Origin of the sequence: Novosphingobium sp. EMRT-2 (assembly GCF_005145025.1) — a bacterium.
Taxonomy (GTDB): domain Bacteria; phylum Pseudomonadota; class Alphaproteobacteria; order Sphingomonadales; family Sphingomonadaceae; genus Novosphingobium.
This window is the reverse complement of record NZ_CP039695.1, coordinates 1,152,367-1,177,228: the sequence shown is the minus strand read 5'-3', so window position 1 is coordinate 1,177,228 and position 24,862 is coordinate 1,152,367. Positions and strand designations below refer to the sequence as shown.

Below are 24,862 nucleotides of genomic sequence, written 5' to 3'. Positions count from 1 at the left end.
TCCGGACACTGTTCCGTTTCGGAGATGTCTGTTCCGCCAACGAAAAGCGCGGGAGGAAGCCGTGCTTTCCCCCGCGCTTTGCGTGTGCGTTCTGCGCTGCGATCAGAAGCTGATGCGGGCGCCGATGCGGATGGTGTAGAGCGAGGAGCCGTTGGTGGTCACCAGTTCGTCGGCCAGAATGGTGTCCGGGTTGGGCTGCTCGTACTTGTACTGGGCGCAGGCGTTGCCGCCGTTCGCGACGCAGCTCACCTTCGCCACGACCTTGCGATAGGGGAAGCTGGAACGCAGCTGCTGGCCCCACGAGCTCTTCAGCAGGTTCGTGAAGTTCTCGATGTCTCCGAATACGGAGAAACGCGCGCCGAGCGGCAGCGGCACTTCCTGTTCCAGATGCAGGTCGATGCGGGTGAACGCCTTGGAACGGAAGGCATTGCGCGGCGCAACCTGGCCACGATAGGCGGCAAGGCCCGAACCGTTGATGATCGCGTCGATCCGGTTGGCCGTCGTGGCGCTGTCATACACCACCTTCGGATCGCTGAGGCTGGTCGGGACGTAGAACAGGTACCGGGTGTTGGTACCTGCCGTTCCGAACACGCCAGAACGACCGCCCGAAAGATCCTGCATCGCGTAGCTGTACGGGCTGCCCGCACGGGTCGTGCCGAACAGATCGATGCGGGTCTTGTAGTCGCCGAAGAAGGCATGTTCGTACGACAGGTTGTACCGGAACGCCCAGCGCACTTCGTCGTTCGCATGACCCGGCGAAATCGAGTTCGGGTCATAGTACGTCGAGTTGCCGTAGTTCGACGAAGCGATCGACGAGGTCAGCGCTCCGGCATCGCGCACGTCCTGCCGGGTATAGGCGCCGCCGATGGTCAGGCCGAAGTCCCAGGTCTTGTCGAAGCGGACCACACCGATCCAGCTGCGGCCATAGTCGGTGTTGGTCAACAGCAGGTCCTGCCCCGTGTCACCGGAGTTCGGAACGGCGAGGCCGTTCTGGTAGCGCTGGCGGCCATCGGGCGTCAGCGAACCGGTAAGCACCTTCGAACGCAGGTCGACGATGGTCACCTGGCTGCGGACCTTCGAGTAGAGCAGGTCGGCCCCGAAGTGCCAGCCATCGCCGAGCGGGCCGAGATCGGCGGTATAATCCGCCGACAGCGTCGCACGCCACTGGTTGGGCATCTTCAGGTTGGGATCGATCGCGTTGATCGTGGTCGTGGCATTGGGGTTCGACGTAAGCGACCCAGCCGCAGCCTGGACCGCCGCATTCGCCGCGGTCGGAATCACCGTGAACGACGGCGCGTTCAGGATCTGCGAAGCGGTCGCCGCATTGCCGCCGGCAGCGGTGCCGTTAAGCTGATACACGCCTCCGTCGGTAACGCGCGCCGTGATCGAGGTATTGATAACGCCGGTGTTCGAGAACGAGTTGCCGATGTAGACGTCCGGCGATCCGCCACCGAAGATACCGCCGCCGCCGCGAACGGTCAGGCGCGGCGTGGGCGTGAAAGTGAAGCCAACGCGCGGCTGCAACAGGCCCATGCCTTCAATGGAATAGGTGTTGGGGAAGCCATAGCGCGTGAGGAAGTTCGGGTTGAGCTGCGGGTGCGACGAGGTGCCGTACACGTCATAGCGCAGACCTGCCGTCACGCTGAGCATCTTGTTGACACGCCAATCGTCCTGCAGGCCGAAAGTGTAGGTGTCGTAGGAGAAGTTCGCCGCGGCGTCGTTCGGATTCAGCGTACCGGCATTGTTGTAGCTGAACGATTGCGCGTTGCCGTTCCGGAAATCCGCAATGCTGTCGAAGTAGTAGGAGCCGGCCGATGGATTGACGAACAGGTTGAACGTCTTGGTATGGTTCCATTCGCCCAGCAGGCGGAAGTTGTGATCGCCTGCGCGCAGCTTGGCGGAAATCGACCCACCCCAGGTGCGCACCTGAAGGACGTTCGACTGGCTGGGACCACCCGAACCGATAATGTACTGCGGCGTACCGCTGGGGCAGCTCAGGCTCGCATTCGTCGTCGTCGCGCCACCGGTGCGGTTGGGCGTGTTCGGATCGGCGCAGATCGCGAACTGCGCGGTGCGGCCCATCAGCGGGAACTGGCCGCTGTCATAGGCCTTGTAGAGCGCGCGGAATTCGGTCGAGAACTTTTCCGACCAGTCGGCGTTCCAGTTCAGGATGCCGGCGCGCAGCTTGTTGGGCTTGGTATAGGCGTTGGACGAGAGGCCCAGGTTGGTATTGCCGGTCGTGGTGTTCACGATCAGCGAATCCTTGGTGTACAGGCCGGTCAGCGAAACGCGCTGCGTTTCCGAAAGGTTGGCGTCGAGACGGCCGACGATGCGATCGTCCTTGTCGCCGTCGGTCTTCAGGATGCCACCCGGATCGAAGCTGTACTTGGTCTTCGCGATGCTCTGGATCAGGGCAAGGTCGGCATTGGTCGCGCCGGTGACGGGCGTGCCGGAATTGTCCTCGACGGTACCGGGCTGCACAGGGCGTGCCGCGCGAACGCGCTCGGCCGAAACCATGAAGAACAGCTTGTCCTTGATGATCGGGCCGGAAAGCGTGGCGCCGAAGTCCTTGCTTTCGAACGAGGGCAGCGGGATCCGGCCATCGGGGCGCGTGATATAGGGCGCGGTCTTCTTGCCGGTCAGCGCATCGGAGCTGTAGGTGAAGAACGCGGTGCCATGCCAATCGTTGGTGCCCGATTTCAGGATCGCGTTGCTGACGCCGCCCTGGAAGAAGCCTTCGCGAATGTCATAGGGCGCGACCTTGGTTTCGAACTGGCCGATCGAATCCAGCGGCACCGGACCGCGGCGGGAAGGCAGAGCGTCGGGGTTCAGGCCGAAGCTGTCGGTGATCGGCACGCCGTCGATGGTGAAGCGGTTGAAGCGCGGGTTCTGGCCGGCGAAGGATACCTGGCGACCGTTGGTCGAACTGGTGTCGAGCGTGGCGAACGGGTTGCGCGCGGCAAGGTCGCGGATGTCGCGGTTGACTGAAGCCACCTTCGAAATCTGTTCCGAGGTCAGCACGGTCACCGGGCCGGCGGAGAGGTTGCCGGCGCCCTTGATGCGGGTCGCGGTCACGATGATCGGGGCGCCCTGGTCTGCGCCGGTTTCGGCGGCGGACAGTTCGATGGGCAGTGAGAAGGTCTGGCCGACAACGGTATAGACGTCGGTCACGGTCGCGCCGGGGTGGCCGGGGGCGGTGACCTTGACGGAGTAGGGGCCGCCAGGACGAAGGCTGTTGGCGGTGAACACGCCGCTACCGTCGGTGGTGGCGCTGGTGATCGTTCCGGTGGGCAGGTGCTCGATGGTGATCGTCGCGCCGGCGATAGCGGTCCCGGCGTCAGTAACCGAGCCGCGCATGGAGGCGGAGGTTTCCTGCGCATGAGCGGGCGTGGCGATGGCGGTCGCCAGCGAAAGGCCAGCCACGCTGGCGGCAAGGAAGAATCTGAACTGCATGTCGAACCCCGTTTTGGACCGGAAAACCAGCCTTTGAGCGTCCATCGCCCGACGTTTTCCGTATCCTTCGCGGATGCGGAATCACCCCTCGGAGCAATGGGCGGGCAACTCTTAGCGGCCCTGCCGGAAGACTCGAACAGGTTGCAGATGACACCGATATTGCAATGTTTAGACATTGTGACGACATGCGCCGACGCACGCGGAAAAAATGTGCGATCTTTGGTGAAGAGAAGACGTAAAAGGTCCTCCCCGCGGTCATTTTGGGTAATATTATTGCATATGTTGCCATACTGCAACGCAGCAGGAATTTTCGATGCAGAGCGGCCTCGCCAATGAAGCGGCGGCGCCCTGGTCAGGAAATTCCAGACGGGTCGTTATCCGACACAGTTACCAACCACTGCCGCGTGCCCTCAAGCCCCAGGCCCGTCAGGCGGCCGGATCGATAGGCGCCGGTGTCGAGTCCGATCCGGTTGAGTGTGAATTCCGGTTCTTCGGCGATCGTGTGCCCGTGCACCACCATGAATTCGCGGACGGACCGGTCCTGGAGAAATTCACCGCGAATCCAGCGCATGTCGGATGCGGTCTGCTCGGCGATCGGCATGCCGGGGCGTATCCCGGCATGGACGAAGAGGTAGTCGCCAATGTGGATGCGTTCTTCCATCGCTCGCAGGAAGGCGATGTCCCCCGCCGGCACGCGTTCGGCCATCGCCTTGCGAAGATCGGGCAGGGTGGCGTGGTCGCCGGCATCCGGGTCGATCCGATAGCTGGCCAGGGTTTCACGGCCGCCGAACCGCAGGAAGCGGCGCAGCGTTTCGTCGTTGTCGAAGCTGCCGAGGAACATCTCCTCGTGATTGCCCTGGATAAAGCGGACCCGGCGTTGCCGGCTCCATGTTCGCGCGGTGTCGATCACGCCGGCGCTGTCCGCTCCGCGATCGACCAGATCGCCCAGGAGGATGACGGTCGTGTCGGCCGGACCGCGCGCCGCGTCGTCGGCCTCGATCCGGTCGATCATCGTCCGGAACAGGTCGAGCCGTCCGTGGATATCGCCGATCGCATAGAGGCGCTGACCACGCGGAATGGCGGCCCAGGACGTCGCGGGGGCGGCGTTCGCGGCGCGGCGGGCAAACAGGGAACGGAGCGTGTTGAACATGATCGAATGGCTTTCCGCCCGTGGATATGCGCGGCGCCTCGCACCGAAACAAGCCGGTTGCGCGCGGTGATGCGGAAAAGACACATTCATTTACAATAGGGCAACATAGGGCAATTTTCGTCTTGTGCATTGCAGCACGGCCATGCAGTTCTGGCGCCGCAAGCTCAAAGTCGGCCCATATATACGAGGCCGGCGGGGCTCCGCAGGCGGGACGACGCGTCAAGAACAAGCAAAAGGAAATGCTCATGCGTACGTCCATCAAGGCCCTTCTGGCCTCGACTCTTTTCGTCTCGACGCTGGCCGTGGCTTCGCCCGCCCTCGCGGACGAAACCGCTCCGCCGAGCGATTTCAAAATCACCGGAAGCGCCGCCGTGGTCAGCCAGTACCGGTTCCGCGGCATCTCGCAGTCGAACAACCGTCCGGCGGTGCAGGGCGCGATCACCGTTGCCCACAGCTCGGGCTTCTATGTTTCGACCTGGGGGTCGAGCGCGTCGGCCGGCAACAGCACGGTCAACATCGGCGGCACCGAAATCGACGTTTATGGCGGTTACACCCATGGCCTGGGCAGCAGCGGCGTGACGATCGACGCGGGCCTCTATGGCTACATCTATCCGGGTGCGCCGGGCCTCAACTACTACGAAGTCTATGGCTCGCTCGCCAAGACGATCGGTCCGGTCAACGCCAAGGCGGGCGTGTTCTTCGCGCCGAAGCAGACCGTGCTCGATTTCACGCCGACGCACCACAGCACCTATGTCTATGGTGAGCTGAGCGGCGGCATTCCGGGCACGCCGATCACGCTGCACTCGCACCTGGGCCACACCGGCGGCGGCTTCAATTACACGAAGCAGTACATCGACTACAACGTGGGTGCCAGCCTGACCTGGAAGAACCTGACGTTCGACGCTTCGGTCGTCGGCACCAACGTCAGCAAGTCGGATGCGGCCGCCGCGCCCTTTGCCGACCAGACGGGCACGCCTTCGCCCTTCGAAACCTATCGCGCGGCCAAGGCCGTGGGCGTGTTCTCGGTAACCGCCAGCTTCTGACCTTCCGGCCGAAAGGCAGGATGACGCGGGGGCCAGCGCCGGAAATCGGCGCTGGCCTTTCGTTTGGGAAAACCTTTCCGCGCACCGCCCTTGGGTTTGGCGGGGAAGGGCACTACCTTGGGCGCGGACGTCCTCCAGACAGAGCGAGTGCCGCGTGACCAAGTATCTGCATACCATGATCCGGGTGACCGACCCGGAGGCCACCATCCGCTTCTTCGAGCTTATCGGCGTGCACGAAGTGCGCCGGATGGAAAGCGAGAAGGGCCGCTTCACCCTGATCTTCCTGGCCGCGCCCGGCGGGGAAGGCGTGGCCGAAGTGGAACTGACCTACAATTGGCCGCCCGAGGACGGCGAAGGCGAAACCTACACCGGCGGCCGTAACTTCGGCCATCTCGCCTACCGGGTCGAGAACATCTACGAAACCTGCCAGAAGCTGGCCGATGCCGGCCATATCATCCACCGCCCTCCGCGGGACGGGCACATGGCGTTCGTCAAGACGCCCGACGGCATATCGGTGGAACTGCTGCAGGACGGGCATCTCGAACCGGCCGAGCCGTGGGCCAGCATGCCCAACACCGGCAGCTGGTAAGGCTGGCGCAACCGGTAAAACGGAAAGGGCCACTCCCCGCAAGAGGAGTGGCCCTTTTCATGGGTCCGAGCCCGGCAAGCGCGAGAGGCTTCAGCCCTCGACGTGCTCCGCGAGCACGGTCAGTCCCTTGGCGCTGACTTCGGCGAAGCCGCCCTGGACCTGGATTTCCTCCGGCACGGCGCCCTGGCTCTTGTAGAGCTTGATCGTGCCGTCCTTGACCGTGGACATGAACGGCGCGTGGCCTTCCAGCACGCCGAATTCCCCGTCCGTGCCGGGAACGACGACCATGTAGACCTCTTCCGAACGGACGAGGCGGGCCGGGGTGACGAGTTCGAAGTGCAGCATGTGCCTTGCCTCTTAGCCCTCTCACCCTTCAGGGGGAGAGGGTTGGGAGAGGGGGCTCCCCCTCTCCAACTCCGACTAGCTCCGGCTATGCCGCAGCAAGTCTCCGTATCCTCTCCCCCGAAGGGTGAGAGGCGTTCCAACTTACGCCTCTTCGGCCAGCTTCTTGGCCTTGGCGACCGCTTCGTCGATGCCGCCGACCATGTAGAACGCGGCTTCGGGCAGGTGGTCGTATTCGCCATCGACCACGGCCTTGAACGAGCGGACGGTGTCTTCAACCTGCACGAACTTGCCCGAAATGCCGGTGAACACTTCGGCGACGTGGAACGGCTGGCTGAGGAAGCGCTGGATCTTGCGGGCGCGGGCGACGGTGAGCTTATCCTCTTCCGACAGCTCGTCCATGCCCAGGATCGCGATGATGTCCTGCAGCGACTTGTACTTCTGCAGCGTTTCCTGAACGCGGCGGGCGGTGTCGTAGTGCTCCTGGCCGACAACGGCGGGCGTCAGCACGCGCGAGGTGGAGTCGAGCGGGTCGACCGCCGGGTAGATGCCGAGTTCCGAGATCGCGCGGTTCAGCGTGGTCGTCGCGTCAAGGTGCGCGAACGAGGCGGCCGGCGCCGGGTCGGTAAGGTCGTCGGCGGGGACGTAGATGGCCTGGACCGAGGTGATCGAACCCTTGGTGGTCGAGGTGATGCGTTCCTGCAGCGCGCCCATGTCGGTTGCGAGCGTCGGCTGGTAGCCCACGGCCGAAGGAATACGGCCGAGCAGCGCCGACACTTCCGAACCCGCCTGGGTGAAGCGGAAGATGTTGTCGACGAAGAACAGCACGTCCTGGCCTTCCTGGTCGCGGAAGTATTCGGCCATGGTCAGGCCCGAAAGCGCGACGCGGGCGCGGGCGCCCGGGGGCTCGTTCATCTGACCGAACACGAGGGCGACCTTCGAGCCGTCCGGCGTCGGGTTGCCGTCGGCGTCCTTGGCGATAACGCCGGCGTCGAGGAACTCGTGGTAGAGGTCGTTGCCTTCACGGGTGCGTTCGCCCACGCCCGCGAAGACCGAGACGCCGCCGTGGCCCTTGGCGATGTTGTTGATCAGTTCCTGGATCAGCACGGTCTTGCCCACGCCGGCGCCGCCGAACAGGCCGATCTTGCCGCCGCGCGCATAGGGGGCGAGCAGGTCGATCACCTTGATGCCGGTGACGAGGATCGCTGCTTCGGTCGACTGGTCGATGAATTCCGGGGCCTTGGCGTGGATCGGGGCGGTCTGTTCCGCGCCGACCGGGCCACGCTCGTCGATCGGTTCGCCGATCACGTTCATGATGCGGCCCAGCGTCTTGGGGCCGACCGGCACCGAGATCTGCGCACCGGTATTGCTCACCGGCTGGCCGCGGGTGAGGCCGTCGGTCGAGTCCATCGCGATGGTGCGGACGGTGTTTTCGCCCAGGTGCTGCGCCACTTCGAGAACGAGGCGGTTGCCGTTGTTGTCGGTTTCGAGCGCGGAGAGGATCGCCGGCAGCTCGCCATCGAAGCTCACGTCGACGACGGCGCCGATGACCTGGCTGATCTTGCCGGTGGAGGTCGCTACTGCGGTGGCCATGGTTCTTTCCTTGCCTTCTGTCCCGATCGTCAGAGCGCTTCCGCGCCCGCGATGATTTCGATGAGTTCGGTGGTGATCGCGGCCTGGCGGCTGCGGTTGTACTGAATGGTCAACTTGTTGATCAGCTCGCCGGCGTTACGCGTGGCGTTGTCCATCGCGGTCATCGACGCGCCCTGTTCGGACGCTTCGCGTTCCAGCAGCGCGCCGAACACTTGCGTGGTGACGTAGCGCGGCAGCAGTTCTTCGAGGATTTCCTCCTCGCCCGGTTCGTATTCCACCACCGCGTCGGCCGCAGCCGCGGCGGCGGGGGCGGGAACCGGAATGATCTGCGTGGTCACCGGGTCCTGCGCCAGCGCCGACTTGAATTTCGGCGCCACGAGGTGGGCGACGTCGAACTTGCCCGCTTCGAACATGGCGAGGATCTGGTGCGCGATCGCGCTGGCTTCGTCGAAGCCGGGCGTGCGCACCGTGCTGGTGTCGAAGTTCTCCGCGATCGCCTTGGGATAATCGCGGCGCAGCGGCGCGCGGCCCTTCTTGCCGACGAGGTAGAAGGTCACGGTCTTGCCGGCGGCGATCAGCGCGCGGGCCTGGGCCTTGGCTTCCTTGACGATGTTCGAATTGAGACCGCCGCACAGGCCCTTGTCGGTGTTGACCACGACAAGCAGGTGGCGCTGGTCGGACCCGGTGCCGCGCATCAGCAGCGGCCCGTTGTCCTGCCCGGCGACCTTGGCGGCAAGGCTGCCCATGACTTCGGCCAGGCGACTGGCATAGGGGCGCGCGGCTTCTGCCGCCGCCTGCGCCTTGCGCAGCTTGGCCGCCGCGACCATCTGCTTGGCCTTGGTGATCTTCTGGGTCGACTTGACCGAGTTGATCCGGCCTTTGAGTTCCTTCAGCGAAGCCACTCAATTTTCTCCAATTCGTCACCCCGGCGAACGCTGGGGTCCCTATCCACTAGGCCGTACCTGGCGGCACGAGATCCCGGCTTGCGCCGGGATGACGTGTGTTACGCGAACTGCTTGGCGAACGCGTCGAGCGCGGCGACCAGCTTGCCCTTGGCTTCGTCGCCCAAGTCTTTGGTGTCGCGGATCAGGCCGAGCAGGTCGGCATGGCTCGTGCGCAGGAAGCTGAGCAGTTCGGCTTCGTACTCGGTCACGCGGCTGGTCGGCACGGCATCGAGATAGCCCTGCGTGCCGGCGAAGATCACGCAGGTCTGCTCTTCGAAGCCGAGCGGCGAGAACTGGGGCTGCTTGAGCAGCTCGGTCAGGCGCGCGCCACGGTTGAGCAGCTTCTGCGTCGAGGCATCGAGGTCCGAACCGAACTGCGCGAAGGCCGCCATTTCGCGGTACTGCGCCAGTTCCAGCTTGATCGAGCCGGCGACCTTCTTCATCGCCTTGGTCTGCGCCGACGAACCCACGCGCGAAACCGAGAGGCCGACGTTGATGGCCGGGCGGATGCCCTGGTAGAACAGGCCGGTTTCCAGGAAGATCTGGCCGTCGGTGATCGAGATCACGTTGGTCGGGATGTAGGCCGAAACGTCGCCCGCCTGGGTTTCGATGATCGGCAGGGCGGTCAGCGAGCCGGCGCCGTTCTCGTCGTTCATCTTCGCGGCGCGCTCGAGCAGGCGGCTGTGGAGATAGAACACGTCGCCCGGATAGGCTTCGCGGCCCGGCGGGCGGCGCAGCAGCAGCGACATCTGGCGGTAGGCCACGGCTTGCTTGGAAAGGTCGTCGTACACGATCACGGCGTGCATGCCGTTGTCGCGGAAGAATTCGCCCATGGTCGCGCCGGTGTAGGGCGCGAGGTACTGGAGCGGTGCCGGTTCCGAAGCGGTGGCGGCGATGACGATGGAGTATTCCATCGCGCCGTTTTCCTCGAGCTGGCGGACGATCTGCGCCACGGTCGAGCGCTTCTGACCGACGGCGACGTAGATGCAGTAAAGCTTCTTGCCTTCGTCGGTGCCGGCGTTGACGGCCTTCTGGTTGATGAAGGTGTCGATGGCGACGGCGGTCTTGCCGGTCTGGCGGTCGCCGATGATTAGTTCGCGCTGGCCACGGCCGACGGGCACGAGCGCGTCGATCGCCTTGAGGCCGGTCTGCACGGGTTCATGCACCGACTTGCGGGGGATGATGCCCGGCGCCTTGACTTCCACGCGCTGGCGGCTGGCGGCCTCGATCGGACCTTTGCCGTCGATCGGGTTGCCGAGCGCGTCGACCACGCGGCCGAGCAGGCCCTTGCCCACGGGCACGTCCACGATCGTGCCGGTGCGCTTGACGGTATCGCCTTCCTTGATCTCGGCGTCCGAGCCGAAGATCACGACGCCGACGTTGTCGGCTTCGAGGTTGAGCGCCATGCCCTTCACGCCGTTGGTGAATTCCACCATTTCACCGGCCTGGACCTTGTCGAGCCCATGAATGCGGGCGATGCCGTCACCCACGGACAGCACGGAGCCGACTTCCGAGACCTGGGCCTCTGTGCCGAAGCTGGCGATCTGGTCCTTGATGACCTTCGAGATTTCAGCGGCGCGGATTTCCATGTTCAGCCTTTCGTAGAACCTGTGGGGCTTTTCAGCCCTTCATCGCCTGGGCGAGAGAATTGAGACGGGTGCGGATGGAACTGTCGATCATCGTGCTGCCGATGCGCACGACAAGACCGCCCAGAATGTCGGGATCGACGCTGGCCTTCACCTTCACGTCGCGCCCTTCGCGTTCCTTCAGCTTCGCCGAAAGATCGGCAAGCTGCGCGGAGTCGAGCGGGTGCGCCGTGGTGACTTCGGCCGTCACCTCGCCGCGCGCGGCGGCGGCGATCGCCGAGAAGGCGCGCACGACGTCGGGCAGGGCGGACAGGCGGCGGTTGCCGGCGAGCACGCCGAGGAAGTTCTTGGTCAGCGGCGCCAGACCCAGCAGGCCGGCGATTCCCTCGACGACCTTGCCGGCGGCTTCGCGGCTGACTTGCGGGTTGCGGATCAGCGCGGCCAGATCGGCCGATTCGCGGATCGCGGCGGAGAGCTTTTCGAGATCGCCTTCCACGGTGGAAACGGCGTCCTGCTCGCGCGCCAGATCATAGAGCGCCGATGCGTAACGCCCTTGCAGACTGGCCGTAATGCCGCTGGAAACTTCCACGCGCTCAGGTCCCCCTTCATTCGGATAAGCCGATTGGGCCACGCACACGCTTTAACACGTGGTAGCCCGCAGACGGGGCGCGCCTAGCAACGTAACCGTCGTATTACAAGATGCGAGTTTCGCGCCTTCGACCTAGGTCGCGCAATCGTATTCGTTGCGGATCGTATCGTTCCGCGCGTTTCGAAACGGACGTTCAGGGCTGCGGCTGGCAGTTGTAGCGCATCCGCTCGTTTGGTTCGGCCGGAAGCAGCGCCTTGATCGCCTGCTGCGCCTCGCCAAAGCGCCGCGCGGCGTCGGTCGGTGCGCCGCACGCTGGGACTACGATTTTCTTCCGTTCGGCGCGGGCCTTGTTCATGTCATCAAGGCTCATCAGGAAGCGCTCGACGATGTAGGTCCGCGTTGCCGGATCGTAGCGGTTGACCGAAATCGTCTCCTCGCCGTCCGGAACGAGGATTCGCGTCCAGCCGTCCTGAGCCAGCCCGTATTGCGCCCGGCCGTTGACGCAGCCGTCGGCGCTCCATTCCAGCGGAACGTCGGTGATGTCCGAAACGGTGACCCGGCTGCGCTGGGTATCGATCACGCAGGCCATGCGCCCGGTGCCTTCCGTCGCCGCGCCGGGGGCGGTGACGCCGGGGGTCGGGCTCGCAGCCGCGAGCATGTCCTCCGCCCTCGTCTCGATCGATTCGAGCGACGGGCGCACCAGCCAGGTCACGATCGCGGCCAGCAGCAGCACGCCCCCGGCGGCGCCGGCGATCCTGAGATTCCGGCTCTCGTTGCGCTGCATGAACAGCAGGGCGCTGCCGCCGGCCAGCAGCGCCGACACCAGCAGAAGCGCGGCTAGAGCCATGCCGTTGTCGCGTTCGGAAAGAACCGCGATTTCCGCATCGCGGCGCGCCTTTTCGAGCGCCTTCGCCTTGGTGGCGTTCCTGGCTTCGGCATCGGCGGCCTGGCGGGCGTGATCGCTGGCGGCGCGTTCGCTTTCGGCGCGGTCGAGGTCGGCGATCGAGGTGCAGGGCAGCCCGCTGACATGGGCTTCGACCTTTGCCTGCCGCAGGAAGGCGGTCAGTTCGCGCATGGAGATGGCGAAATAGAACGCCGAATCGGTGCTGTTGTCGCTGACCGTGCCGAAGCTGTTCACGCCCAGCACGCGCCCGCACGAATCGAACAGTGGCCCGCCCGAATTGCCCGCGCCGATCGGTGCGGTGTGCAGCAGCGTGTCGAACGATCTGGACGTGCGCCCGGCCGAGACATAGCCGCGCGTCTTCACCGGGGCCTGCGGTGTGACCAGATCGGCCATCGACAGGCCCTGCGCCAGATCGACATTGCCGGGATAGCCGACGGCATAGACTTCCGCGCTGTCCGCCGGCGCGCCCGAAAACAGCGTGACGGGCGAAAGCGATGCCTTGCTGTCGACCTTAAGCAGCGCCAGATCGTTGCTGGGCGAATAGGCGACAAGCCGCGCCTGATAGCCGCTGCGCCCTTCGGCGGGCACGACGCCCACGAGCAGCGAATCGTCCTGGCGCAGTTCGTCCACGACGTGGGCGTTGGTCACCACCAGGTCGGGCGCGATGGCGAAGCCGCTGCCGTGCGTGATGAGCTGGGCGTTGTCGCCATCGTTCTGGATGATGACCACGCGCACCACGCCCCGGCTAGCCGCGGCGATATCCGCCGGATCGGCCAGCGCCGGTGCGGCGATCAGCGCAAGGAACAGAAGGGCGATGGCGCGCGCGGCGCAGCGGAAACTCGGCATGATCGGCCGTTCTTGCGCCGTTTTGCTTTGACCGCAAGTTTCGGGAAGCGACCGCCATGCGATCGCGATAGAAGCGTGGCATGACATCGCCTGATACCATGCCCGAAACCAAGATCGACAGCACGACTCGCCGGGTGATCGGAAACGGCTCAGGCATCGACTTCGACTGGGCCTATGCCGCGTTCGAGCGGCGGGATCGCAGCCTGGACGGGCGGTTTGTCGGCGCGGTGCTGACCACCGGCATCTACTGCAAGCCAAGCTGCCCGGCGCGGCGTCCCCGGCGCGAGAACGTGGTGTTCTATGCCGATGGCGCGGAGGCGCGGACGGCGGGCTTCCGGGCCTGCCGGCGCTGCCTGCCCGACGAGGTTGGCCGCGACCGGATCGCGGTCGAACGGGCGGTTGCGCTGTTGCAGGAGGAAAACGCGCCCAGGCTTGAGCAGTTGGCGGCGCTGGTCGGCTATGCGCCGCACCACTTCCAGCGCCTGTTCAAGCGGGAGACCGGGCTTTCGCCCGCCCGCTATGCGCGCGAGCGGCGGGCTGAACGGGCGCGGCAGGCGCTGGAGACGGCGGGCAACGTGACCGAGGCGGTCTATGCGGCGGGCTATTCGGCGCCCAGCCGTTTCTACGAGGAAACCGGAAAGGAACTGGGGATGACGCCATCGGCCTGGCGCAACGGCGGCGCGAACGTCGAAATTCACTGGGACATCGCGGAGACAAGCCTTGCGCCCATGCTGCTGGCGGCAACCGCGCGGGGAATCTGCCGGCTTTCGTTCAACGAGGACGAGGCTGATCTGCGCGCCCGCTTTCCCCATGCCACGCTGGTGCGCGGCGGCGAATACGTGGCGGTCCTGCGCGAAGCGGCCATCGCCGCCTGCGACCGTCCGGCGGAAATGCCGGACCTGCCGCTCGATGTGGATGGCACCGCGTTCCAGCAGGCGGTGTGGCGCGAACTGCGCCGCATTCCGCCAGGTGAAACCCGCAGCTATGCCGAAGTCGCCGCGGCCGTAGGCAAGCCCTCCGCCGTGCGCGCGGCCGGGTCTGCCAACGGCGCGAACAACGTCGCCGTGCTGATCCCGTGCCACCGGGTGATTCGCTCGGACGGCACGCTGGGGGGCTATGCCTATGGCCTCGACATCAAGCGCGCGTTGCTCGCCCGCGAAAGCGCTTGATCTTGGGCCGGGAAGCAGCAGTCCGGACCGGCAAGGACGCGGATGATAGCCCCTCTTTCAATGCGCTGCGTTGACCGAGGCCTTGCCGTCCTTCTTCTCCTGATCCCGGCGCTTCTGCATTTCCCGCAACGATAGGAGCACGGAGATTCCCGCCTGGGCATTGTGCGGGTCGAAAGCGATGGGCCGGACCACCGCCAGCGCGTTGGTGAAATCGTCATGCCGGGCAAGATCAAAGCCATAGGCGACGCGGATATCCGTCACGTCGGGCGCAAGCTGGAATGCACGAGCCAGCGCGTCCCGAGCATTCTGCGGAGGTGCCTCGCGGCGCAACCCGAAATTCCTGTACCATTGATACAGCACGAGCGGATCGTTGGGATTGCCCGCGTTCGCCCGGCGCAACAGCGTGCCGACTTCCTTCCAGCGCGCGGGATCGTTATTGCCGATGAAGTGCAGATGTTCGGCCTGCGCCTCGGCCTTGTAGAGCAGAGCGCGAACATGCGCTGGATCGAGCGAGAGCACGCGATCCAGCGCATCGGCGGCGCGTTGCCGCAGAGCCGCCTTGGCGCCGCTGTCCGAAGCTTCATCAGCGGCAACGGAGGCGGCGCGGGCGAATTCGAACCAGGCCGCCGCCGAAGCGGGGTTGGCCTGCGCGATCAGGGCCAGTGGTTCGACCGCCGAAGCGGCATCGTCGCCGGCCCGGCGCATGAGGCGATAGGGGATGAGCTGCGTTTCCACCGCGTCCAGTTGCTCGATGGCCGGTTCGGGGGCGTCCGAAGCGGGCATATCGAACCTGTAGTAGGTCAGCCGTCCCGACCGGTACTTGTCGAGATCCTTGTCCAGCTGGGCCAGATCGCCAAACGCCTGCTGCGCGGCCTCGGGGAGCGCCGTTCCGGTGTTGAGCAGGTTCAGGTAGGTATCCATCTGGCCTTTACGCTTCGTGCCGACCACCAGCATGTGGGTCAGCAGCCACGACCGGCCATAGCGGAAGTCCAACTGTTCAGCGTTGCCGCTGAACGACGATTCGCCCAGAATCGACGTGATCGGCACCGGTGTGCTCATGAACAGTCCGTAGGCGCGGTACTTCGGCGGGCGGCCGATTTCGTATCCGCCCTTGGCCGGAAACTCCACGGTCGCCAGCAGTTCGGCAAAGCCTTCGGTGAACCACGCGGGATAGGCACTGACGAAGTTATGCAGCATGAAATAGTGCGTGTATTCGTGGAAAAGCGTGGAGTCCCGGTCCAGATCCAGTTCGTTGCTGGCTCCTTCCCGGTTGGAGAGGATGATGCTGCCCTCGGTGTCGGGCTTGTAGAAACCCGCTGTGGTCTTGGAGCCTCCCATCAGCTTGGCGACGTTTTCCTGCGAGCGCAGGATGTATATGTCGATTGGCGGGGTATCGGGATCAAACACCGCCTTGTAGCGATCATTGAGGACCGCTTCGAACTTCTGCGCCTTTTGCGCCAGCGTCCGCAGCGCCTTGGGATCGCCATCGCTGTACATCACGAAATGCGCGGTACGGGCACGATACCATGTCGTCGCCTGCAATGGCGCTGCTCCCGCGAGCAGCAGCCCGGCGGACACCAGAACCGCCAGCCTTCTGATCCCATTGCGCATCTGCCTTGTTCCCCCTGCCAAGATCGCGGCAAGTCTCACAAGGTTTCAGACGTTTGCAACCGGCTTTTCGATCGGATTTAGACGAAGCTGTACGGATCGATGTCCACGGCCACCCGCACCCCCGAGGGGAACCGCAGCGGGTCCAGCCACGCACGGATCACGCGCTGGAGTTCGGTGGAGCGGCGCGCGTTGACCAGCAGGCGGTAGCGATAGCGTCCGCGCAGCAACGAAAGCGGAGCCGGGGCGGGGCCAAGGATCATCACGTCGGGCAGTTCCGGGCGGGTGCCGCCGATCGCACGCGCCGCCTCGCGCGCTTCGGCCTCGTCCTCGCTCGAGACGATGATCGCCGCCCAGCGCCCGAACGGGGGCGCGCCGGCGTCGCGGCGCGCTTCGGTCTCGGCGGCGTAGAAAGCGTCGCGGTCGCCGCTGGCCAGTGCCCCGATCACGGGCGCCTCGGGATGGCGGGTCTGGATCAGGACTTCGCCCGGCTTTTCACCGCGCCCGGCGCGTCCTGCCACCTGCGCGATCTGCTGATAGGTGCGCTCCGCCGCGCGCAAATCGCCGCCTTCGAGGCCCATGTCGGCATCGACCACGCCCACCAATGTCAGCTCGGGGAAGTGATAGCCCTTGGTCACGAGTTGGGTACCGACGATCACGTCGATCGCCTTGTTCGATGCCTGCTCCACGAATTCGGCGGCCTTGGCGGGGCTTGTCAGCGTGTCTGAAGTGACCAGCGCAACCCGCGCTTGCGGAAGGATTTCCGCGACCTCATCGGCGATGCGCTCCACGCCCGGACCACAGGCGACGAGGCAGTCCGGCTCGCCGCATTCGGGGCATGCGTCCGGCGTCGGCACTTCGTGCCCGCAGTGATGGCAGGCCAGCCGGCGCGACAGTCGGTGCTCGACCAGCCAGGCCGAACAGTTCGGGCACTGGAAGCGATAGCCGCAGTTGCGGCACAGCGTGAGCGGGGCATAGCCGCGCCGGTTGAGGAACAGCAGCGACTGTTCGCCCTTTTCCAGCCGGTCCTTCAGCGCTTCCACCAGCGGAGGGGCCAGCCAGTGCCCCCGCGGCGGCTGCTGTTCGCGCAGATCGACCACCGCGATGTCGGGCAGCGACGCGCCGCCGAAGCGGTCGGGCAGCACCACGCGCTCGTAGCGACCGGCCTCGGCCATCTGCAGGCTTTCAAGCGCGGGGGTGGCGCTGGCGAGGATTACCGGCACGTTTTCGAACCGGGCGCGCATCACCGCCACGTCGCGCGCGTTGTAGCGCACGCCATCGTCCTGCTTGAACGAGATTTCGTGCGCCTCGTCGACGACGATCAGGCCCAGCCGCGCGAAGGGAAGGAACAGCGCCGAGCGCGCGCCGACCACGACCCGGGCCTGTCCGGCGGCGATGCCGCACCAGGCGCGGCGGCGTTCGGAGGACTTGAGTGAGGAATGCCAGGTGACCGGCGCGACACCGAAGCGCGCCTCGAACCGCTTGAGGAAACTTTCGGTTAGCGCGATTTCGGGCAGCAGCACCAGCACCTGCCGCCCCATTCCGATCGCGCGGGCGATGGCTTCGAAATAGGTTTCGGTCTTGCCCGAGCCGGTCACGCCATCGAGCAGGAACGGACGGAAGGCATGCTCTTCCACCGCCGTCACGAACGTGGCCGCCGCTTCGCGCTGCTGGTCCGAAAGATCCGGCACGGCATGGCGCGGATCGGGCGCAGGGTAGGGGCGGTCGCTGTCCACCAGCACGGGTTCGAGCAGACCGGCGTTGACCATCCCGCGCAGGACGCCGTCGGAAACGCCGGCGATCTCCGCCAGTTCGCGGATCGTCGCCTGCTGGTCGATCAGCAGGTCCAGCGCCTGCGCGCGTTGCGGGGTGATCCGTCCGGTGGGCTCGCGCCCGGTCAGGCGGTATTCGGTGACGGTGCCGCCGCCCCGCAGCGCTGCCGTGCTCGACAGCGCCATGCGCGCAACCGAGGCGATCGGGGCGAGGTAGTAGTCGGCGCACCATTCGATCAGCCGGCGCAGCGGCGCGGCCAGCGACGGCACCGGCAGCACGGCAAGAAGCGGCCGCAGTTTCGATTCGGGAACCTCGGTGCCGGGCAGCCGCTCCGCCTCCCACACCACGCCGATGATCTGGCGCGGGCCGAGCGGCGCGACCACCACCGAACCCGGCTCCACCGCCATGCCGTCGGGCACGCGGTAGTCCAGCGGGCCGAGGGCGGCGTTGAAGACGAGGCAGCGGACGCGGTTCATGCGTGGACTGCTATATGGGGCAGATCGTGCACGGGCAAAGGGGCGTCGCCTCTGGCATGGGGATACACTTGCGCCCGCCACGCGCTATAGGCGTCAGGGAATCACTTTCCGGTCAGGACCACATCCCATGAAGTTCTTCGTCGATACTGCCGATACCGCCGAAATCGCCGACCTCGCCGCCACCGGCCTGCTCGATGGCGTAACCACGAACCCTTCGCTGATCGCGAAATCCGGCAGGGATTTCATTGAGGTTACGAAGGAAATCTGCGGCCTTGTCGAAGGTCCGGTCTCGGCCGAAGTGGTCGCGCTCGATCACGAAGGCATGATGCGCGAGGCGGAGATCCTGCGGAAGATCGCCGACAACGTCTGCATCAAGGTGCCGCTGACGATCGACGGGCTCAAGACCTGCAAGAAGCTGACCGGCGACGGCACGATGGTCAACGTCACGCTGTGCTTCTCGGCCAACCAGGCCCTGCTCGCCGCCAAGGCCGGGGCGAGCTTCATCTCGCCCTTCGTCGGCCGGCATGACGATAACGGCTTCGACGGCATGGAACTGATCCGCGACATCCGCCTGATCTACGACAACTACGCCTTCGCCACCGAGATCCTCGTCGCCTCGATCCGCCATGGCGTGCATGTGCTGGAATCCGCCAAGATCGGCGCGGACGTGATCACCGCGCCGCCCGCGGTCATCAAGGGCCTGTTCAAGCACGTCCTGACCGACAAGGGCATCGAAGGCTTCCTTGCCGACTGGGCCAAGACCGGCCAGAAGATCGGCTGAACCGGGAAATGACGCCTCGCGCCCGCGGGATGGGCGCGCGGCCACTGAAAGAACGCAAAGACCTTGGCCGAAGAAACGCCCCTCGATCAGTTCCGCTCCGTTCTTGCCGGCACCGCGCGTGTGGTGTCGGACGATCCGGAGGTGGACATCGCGTGGACAGCGGATGCGCCCAGCCAGTCTGGCGCGCATTTCCGCCTGCCGATGCCGGGGCGGTCGCTGCCCGCCGCGCAGGTGGCCGAGGCGCGGGGTTTCGCCGACGGCATGGCGTTGCGGCTGCGCCATCACGATCCCGTGCTGCATCAGCGCGGCGCGCCGAACGAAGCGGTGGCGCGGGCGTGCTACGATGCGGTCGAGCAGGTCCGGTACGAGGCGCTGGGGTCGGACGGCTATGCCGGGATGCGCGGCAATCTGGATGCCGCGCTGGCCACGCGGATGGCGTCCGACCCCATCGCGCGCGCGGCCAAGCCCGATGACGTGCCGTTGCAGGCCGCGGTTGCGCTGCTGCTGCGCGAACGGCTGACCGGGCAGCCCATTCCCGCCAGCGCGCAGCTCGGTACGTCCATGGTGCGCAGCTGGATCGAACAGCGCGTGGGCGGCGATTTCGATGCGCTGGCCGCCGCTCTCGAAGACCAGAAGGCGTTCCAGCATCTCACGCTGGACATGCTCCAGCACCTCGAGCTGACCCAGGCCGCCAATCCCGACCAGCCCGAAACCGAGGAGGACGAGGGCGAGGATCAGGAAAACGACCGCGAGGACGAGCAGGACAATTCGGAAAGCGATGCCGACAGCCAGCCGGTCGAGGCGGCGGGCGAGACGACCGAGGGCGACGAGGAAACCGATACCGAACAGGAAATCGAAAGTCCCGAGGACGCGGCCGATGCCGACATGGCCGACGAGGGCGAGGAAGGCATGCTGCCGACGCGCCCCAACCGGCCGTGGACTGACCTGCCCGAGGATTTCGACTACAAGGCCTTCACCACCGTCTATGACGAGGTGGTCGCCGCGACGGACCTTTGCGACGAGGAGGAACTGACTCGCCTGCGCGCTTACCTCGATACCCAGCTCAAGGGGTTGCAGGGCGTCGTCACGCGGCTGGCCAACCGGCTCCAGCGCCGGTTGATGGCGCAACAGAACCGTTCGTGGGATTTCGACCAGGAAGAAGGCCTGCTCGATGCGGCGCGGCTGGCGCGCGTGGTGATCTCCCCAGGGCAGTCGCTGTCCTACAAGGTGGAGCGCGATGTCGAGTTCAAGGATACCGTCGTCACGCTGCTGATCGACAATTCCGGCTCGATGCGCGGGCGGCCGATCTCGATCGCGGCGATCAGCGCGGACATCATGGCGCGCACGCTGGAGCGCTGCGGTGTGAAGACGGAAATTCTCGGCTTCACCACCCGCGCGTGGAAAGGCGGGCAATCGCGCGAGGCGTGGCTGGCTGCCGGACGACAGGCGAATCCAGGCCGACTCAACGATTTGCGGCACATTGTTTACAAGAAGGCTGATGAGCCGTGGCGGCGCGCCCGGCGCAATCTCGGCCTGATGATGCGCGAAGGGCTGCTCAAGGAAAACATCGACGGCGAAGCGCTGCTGTGGGCGCACGCCCGCCTGCTGGCGCGGCCCGAGGACCGGCGCGTGCTGATGGTCATTTCGGACGGCGCGCCGGTGGACGATTCGACACTTTCGGTGAACAGCGCGGGCTATCTGGAGCAACACTTGCGCAAGGTGATCGGCTGGATCGAAAAGCAATCGCCGGTCCAACTCGTCGCCATCGGCATCGGTCATGACGTCACGCGCTACTACCGTCGCGCGGTGACGATCATGGACGCCGAACAACTCGGCGGCACGATGGTCGAACAGCTGGCCGACCTGTTCGAGGACGATTGACGGGCTCGCTTTAATCGATCAGTTAAATGGCCATGAGCACGCCATCCCGTCCCGCTTCACCCGCTCGCACCGTCTCCGAAGCCGTCGCCACGCGCCGGTCCGTCCGCCGGTTCCTGCCCGATCCCGTTGACCGTGCCGTGCTGGAACGCGTGCTGGAAAAGGCGCAGCGCGCGCCGTCGGGCGGGAACGTGCAACCCTGGAACGCGCTGGTGCTGACCGGCGAGCCGTTGCAACGGCTGTTCGCGCATGTCGCGCAGGTGATCCCCGAAGGCCGCGCGGCCCATGCCCCGGAATACGATATCTATCCGCCGGAATTGTCCGGCGCCTACGAGGCGCGCCGTTTCGGCGTGGGCGAGGCGCTTTACGCTGCGCTGGGCATCGCGCGCGAGGACAAACGCGGACGGCTGGCGCAGTTCATGGACAACTTCCGCGCGTTCGGCGCGCCGGTGCTGATGCTGGTCCACACGCCACGCACGATGGGGCCGCCGCAGTGGTCCGACATCGGCATGTGGCTGCAGACGGTGATGCTGCTGCTGCGCGAGGAAGGGCTCGATTCGTGCGCGCAGGAGGCCTGGGCGGTCTATCAACGGCAGATTCGCGAATGCGTGGCGATTCCGCAGGATCACATCTTCTTCTGTGGTCTCGCCATCGGGCATGGCGATCCGGATGCCGCGGTCAATTCGTTCCCGGTGCCGCGCGCGCCGCTGCAGGAAGCCATAGCCTTCGACGGTTTCTGAGGCGGTCGCGGGCTTCGAACGGCCAACGCGCCGGAACGAGCCGGTTCGTCGGGTTCATACAATCGCGCCATCTTTCTCCCCGCTACTACGCGAGGCTGTTGGCACCGGCTGGGAAATCCTTCTATGGTGTGCCCGCAAGCATAATTACAAAGCGGGGTCGCGCTTATCTGGCTTGGAGCGACGGCGTCAGCCGTCCGGCCATGGGGAGCGCATATGCGGTATCATTCGGCAGGAGCGGCGGGGGACGCCGCGCGCGGAGTCAAGGGGGCGCTGAGAGCGCTGCTGCTGGGAGCGGCGGGCTGCGGCCTGTTTGCGGGCGGCACGGCGCAGGCACAGACCGACTCGTTGTTGCTCAGGGACAGTTTTCCGCTGGGCAGCGGCGGCGGCAGCGCGCTGTGCCAGGTGCAGTCGCGCACCGGGGATAGCGCCAACGCCGGCGCGTTCGACCGGACGTGGGCGATCGTCTGCCGCGATTCGGCGCTGCCGATCGGCTATGTCTTCGCCCTGCGCAACAATGCGGGCGATCCCGCTGCACGGCTGGCGGACCGGCGCCGCGCCTCGGTCGATTGCACCGGCACGCTGCCGGCCGCGCCCGCTTCCTGGTCGCGCGAGGATTGCCGCTGGCGCTCGCCCGATCTCGGTTACGAAGTCCTGCGCGCCGATCGCGGCAAGGTGACCTATATCGTCGAAGGCTTCTCGGCCTATCACGGCGCGCTTTCGCTGGCCGTCCGGTCGATCATGGCGGACAAGGCGCTGGACGAACCGATCGAGGTCGCCACGACGTCTATCGACGATTCCGAAGCCTATGCCCGCATCCAGGCGCTGACGCTCGATCCGGCCACGGCGCTGGCCGAAGGCTATCGCCGGAACAATTCGGGCGACTATGCCGATGCCGCCGCCTATTTCGAAACGCTGGACCAGCGGCAGGCCTCGCAAGGCGACGTGCCGATCGATCGCGTCGAGTTTCTCGTCAACGCGGCGCTCCAGCGCTCCAATCTTGGCCAGTTCGCCGAAGCGGAAGCGCTGTTCGCGCGCGCTGACGCCATGCCGGCAGGCACCGCCGCGGTCGAGCGCCTGCGCCGCAACTACGAAGCGATCCACCTGCTCAACCGCGAGAAGTACGCCGAAGCGCTCGACCGGCTGGGCGTGCCCTTGCGGATGATCGGGGCAACCGGCGCGGACGCCCTGCGCGAGCGGATGGAACTGACGCCATCGGTGGCGCGACGGGTCAATTCCTCCGACAATTCCGCCAGCGCGATCGGCATGGTCGATGATCTCAAGCTGACCGAGGACGAACGCTCCCTGATCCTCGATGCGCAGGCTCTGCACCTGAAAGGATCGGCGCTGCGCCTGCTCGGGCGCAACGACGATGCGCGGCAAGCGCTGCGGCAGGGGCTGGAACGCGCGATCGCCATCCGCAATGGCCGGGTGGTCTCGATCGTGCGGATGCGTTCGCAGATGATGACCGAGCTGGCCGCGATCGACGAGAGCGAGGGCAAGCTTGCCTCGGCCGAGGCGCTGCTGCGCGGGGCGATGGACATCGTTGGCGTCCAGTATCCCGATACGCGTAGTCTGGCCGTCACGCAGGCCCGGCTCGCCGCTTTCCTCACGCGCCACGGCAAGCAGGACGAGGCGCTGAAGCTGTATCATGATGTCGTGGCCCGCTCGATCGAGCGGCGCAACGGCCTGTCCGGTCTTTCGCGCCAGATGTCGCCCTATCTCGACATGCTGGTCGGGCGCATGGGCACCGATCCGGCGGCGAGCGGCGATTTCCTCGCCGCGTCGCAGATCATTGTCCGGCCCGGCGTCGCCGAAACCCAGGCGGTACTCTCTCGCGAGCTGTCGGCGGGCAGCGACGACGCGGCGCGCCTGTTCCGCCAGTCGGTCAGCCTTGGCCGCTCGATCGAACGCGCGCGGATGCAGTTCGCCGCGCTGCAGAGGCTGGAGGACGCGGCTTCACGCAAGGACGAAATCGCGCAGGCGCAGCAGATGATCCAGGATCTGGAGGCGCAGGAGCAGACCACCGTCGTCCAGCTTGCCGCGTTCGCGCGCTATCGCGTGGTGTCTCAGCGCGCCATTCCCGAAGCCGAGCTCAAGGCGGGGCTGGCACCGGGTGAAGCCTATGTGAAGATGGCCGCGCTGGGGCCGGACGTGTTCGTGTACTTCGCCACCAAGGACAAGGCGGTCGCCTATCGCGTGCCGATGACCGGCGGCGAGATCCAGGCGGCGGTCACGCGGATGCGCGATTCGATCTCCAAGTTCGATGGCCGCCAGTACGTGACCAATCCGTTCGACGTGAAGGATGCCCGCGGGGTCTATCGCGCGCTGTTCGATCCTGTCGCTGCCGACATGGCCTCGGTGCATCACCTGATCTTCGAGCCGGACGGGGCGTTGCTGAGCCTGCCGGCGAACTTGCTCATCACCGATGACGCCTCGCTCGCCGCCTACCAGAAGCAGGCGGGCAATCCCGCCGGCGATCCGTTCGACATGCGCGGGGTGGCGTGGCTGGGGCGTGACCGCATCGTGTCCACGTCGGTTTCGGCCCGGTCGTTCATGGAATCGCGCAAGCAGTCCCTGTCGAAGGCGCATTCGGCCTATCTCGGGTTGGGACACAACGCCACGGTATCCGGGGCAGGGGCGATCCAGGTGGCGCGGATGCGCGGCATGGAGGCGGAGATGGACCGCAGCGGCTGCGACTGGCCGTTGGCCGCGTGGAACCGGCCGATTTCGCAGGAGGAACTGGTCAGCGCGCAGAAGGTGCTGCGCAACGAAGGCACCGATCTGATGATTGGCGCGGCGTTCTCCGACACCGCGATCAAGGCGCGGCGCGATCTGGCCGATTTCCGCATCCTGCATTTCGCCACGCACGGGCTGGTCACCCCCCCGCGTGAGGATTGCCCGACCCGGCCCGCGCTGCTGACCTCGTTCGGTCCGGCCGGCTCCGATGGCTTGCTCAGCTTCTCGGAGATCTTCGATCTCAAGCTGGACGCCGATCTGGTGATCCTGTCCGCCTGCGACACGGCGGGGCAGGCGGACATCAGCGTGACGCGCGAAACCGGCCTGGCGACGGGCGGCGGTTCGGCGCTGGAAGGGCTGGTGCGTGCGTTCATTGGTGCCGGTGGACGCGCCGTGCTAGCCAGCCACTGGCCCGCCCCCGATGACTTCATGGCCACGACCCGCCTGATTGGCGGGCTGTTCGAGGCGGTGCCGGGCGAAAGCTCGGGCGAGGCGCTGCTGAAGGCGCAGCGCAAGCTGATGGACGATGTCGATACCTCGCACCCCTATTACTGGGCAGGCTTCGCGGTGATCGGCGATGCGGCGCGGCCGCTGCTGCGCGACGCGATGCCGGCCGCGGGCGCCGGTTCCGGAACCGTGGCGGGAAGAGTCAGGTAAGCGGA

17 protein-coding genes are annotated in these 24,862 nt (G+C 66.0%); 7 read left to right on the top strand and 10 right to left on the bottom strand.

Translation table 11 applies throughout. The features are described 5' to 3' along the window. Positions 1-102 precede the first annotated feature (102 nt). Positions 103-3,453, bottom strand: a complete 3,351-nt coding sequence (locus FA702_RS05690) for a TonB-dependent receptor domain-containing protein (protein WP_136955364.1) — start codon at positions 3,451-3,453, stop codon at positions 103-105. A gap of 352 nt (positions 3,454-3,805) precedes the next feature. After that, positions 3,806-4,603: a metallophosphoesterase family protein gene (locus FA702_RS05685; RefSeq protein WP_136955363.1), complete on the bottom strand. Its 798-nt coding sequence runs from the start codon at positions 4,601-4,603 to the stop codon at positions 3,806-3,808. Positions 4,604-4,848: 245 nt separating this feature from the next. Here FA702_RS05685 and FA702_RS05680 point away from each other — a divergent pair, with 245 nt between their 5' ends. Together FA702_RS05680 and FA702_RS05675 are read left to right on the top strand one after the other, a co-directional pair. Then, positions 4,849-5,646, top strand: a complete 798-nt coding sequence (locus tag FA702_RS05680) for a TorF family putative porin (protein ID WP_136955362.1) — start codon at positions 4,849-4,851, stop codon at positions 5,644-5,646. Between the two features lie 154 nt (positions 5,647-5,800). Continuing rightward, entirely contained in the window at positions 5,801-6,235 is a 435-nt protein-coding gene (locus FA702_RS05675; protein ID WP_136955361.1) for a VOC family protein, read from the top strand. Between the two features lie 90 nt (positions 6,236-6,325). Here FA702_RS05675 and FA702_RS05670 read toward each other — a convergent pair whose 3' ends face one another. From FA702_RS05670 to FA702_RS05645, 6 genes are all read right to left on the bottom strand, one after another. Beyond that, positions 6,326-6,580 carry an ATP synthase F1 subunit epsilon gene (locus FA702_RS05670; RefSeq protein ID WP_136955360.1) on the bottom strand — a complete coding sequence of 85 codons (255 nt, stop codon included), beginning with the start codon at positions 6,578-6,580 and terminating at the stop codon, positions 6,326-6,328. A gap of 141 nt (positions 6,581-6,721) precedes the next feature. Beyond that, positions 6,722-8,170, bottom strand: coding sequence for a F0F1 ATP synthase subunit beta (gene atpD, locus FA702_RS05665; RefSeq protein WP_136955359.1), 1,449 nt, complete (start codon positions 8,168-8,170; stop codon positions 6,722-6,724). A gap of 29 nt (positions 8,171-8,199) precedes the next feature. Then, positions 8,200-9,072, bottom strand: a complete 873-nt coding sequence (locus FA702_RS05660; protein WP_136955358.1) for a F0F1 ATP synthase subunit gamma — start codon at positions 9,070-9,072, stop codon at positions 8,200-8,202. Positions 9,073-9,173: 101 nt separating this feature from the next. Beyond that, the gene (gene atpA, locus FA702_RS05655) at positions 9,174-10,703 is read right to left on the bottom strand and encodes a F0F1 ATP synthase subunit alpha (RefSeq protein ID WP_124808003.1); all 1,530 of its coding nucleotides are present in this window, start codon (positions 10,701-10,703) and stop codon (positions 9,174-9,176) included. Positions 10,704-10,734: 31 nt separating this feature from the next. Beyond that, a complete protein-coding gene (locus tag FA702_RS05650; protein ID WP_136955357.1) occupies positions 10,735-11,289 on the bottom strand; it encodes a F0F1 ATP synthase subunit delta in 555 nt (184 codons plus the stop codon). Between the two features lie 193 nt (positions 11,290-11,482). Then, positions 11,483-13,039, bottom strand: coding sequence for a S1C family serine protease (locus FA702_RS05645; RefSeq protein ID WP_255504730.1), 1,557 nt, complete (start codon positions 13,037-13,039; stop codon positions 11,483-11,485). 98 nt (positions 13,040-13,137) lie between these two features. Here FA702_RS05645 and FA702_RS05640 point away from each other — a divergent pair, with 98 nt between their 5' ends. Then, positions 13,138-14,208 carry a bifunctional transcriptional activator/DNA repair enzyme AdaA gene (locus FA702_RS05640; protein ID WP_136957280.1) on the top strand — a complete coding sequence of 357 codons (1,071 nt, stop codon included), beginning with the start codon at positions 13,138-13,140 and terminating at the stop codon, positions 14,206-14,208. A 57-nt stretch (positions 14,209-14,265) separates the two neighbouring features. Here FA702_RS05640 and FA702_RS05635 read toward each other — a convergent pair whose 3' ends face one another. Beyond that, complete coding sequence (locus tag FA702_RS05635; protein WP_136955356.1) at positions 14,266-15,819, bottom strand: hypothetical protein; 1,554 nt, start codon at positions 15,817-15,819, stop codon at positions 14,266-14,268. Positions 15,820-15,896: 77 nt separating this feature from the next. Beyond that, entirely contained in the window at positions 15,897-18,065 is a 2,169-nt protein-coding gene (locus FA702_RS05630; RefSeq protein WP_136955355.1) for a primosomal protein N', read from the bottom strand. Between the two features lie 127 nt (positions 18,066-18,192). On the opposite strand from FA702_RS05630, the gene fsa reads away from it, so the two are divergent. The 4 genes from fsa to FA702_RS05610 all read left to right on the top strand — a co-directional run bounded on the left by fsa (position 18,193) and on the right by FA702_RS05610 (position 24,857). Further along, positions 18,193-18,846 carry a fructose-6-phosphate aldolase gene (gene fsa, locus FA702_RS05625; protein ID WP_124807997.1) on the top strand — a complete coding sequence of 218 codons (654 nt, stop codon included), beginning with the start codon at positions 18,193-18,195 and terminating at the stop codon, positions 18,844-18,846. A gap of 63 nt (positions 18,847-18,909) precedes the next feature. Next, the gene (cobT, locus tag FA702_RS05620; RefSeq protein ID WP_136955354.1) at positions 18,910-20,727 is read left to right on the top strand and encodes a cobaltochelatase subunit CobT; all 1,818 of its coding nucleotides are present in this window, start codon (positions 18,910-18,912) and stop codon (positions 20,725-20,727) included. A gap of 32 nt (positions 20,728-20,759) precedes the next feature. After that, positions 20,760-21,464, top strand: coding sequence for a nitroreductase (locus FA702_RS05615; RefSeq protein WP_136955353.1), 705 nt, complete (start codon positions 20,760-20,762; stop codon positions 21,462-21,464). Positions 21,465-21,677: 213 nt separating this feature from the next. Continuing rightward, on the top strand, positions 21,678-24,857 hold the full coding sequence (locus FA702_RS05610; protein WP_136955352.1) for a CHAT domain-containing tetratricopeptide repeat protein: 3,180 nt from the start codon (positions 21,678-21,680) through the stop codon (positions 24,855-24,857). The last annotated feature ends 5 nt before the right edge of the window (positions 24,858-24,862 follow it).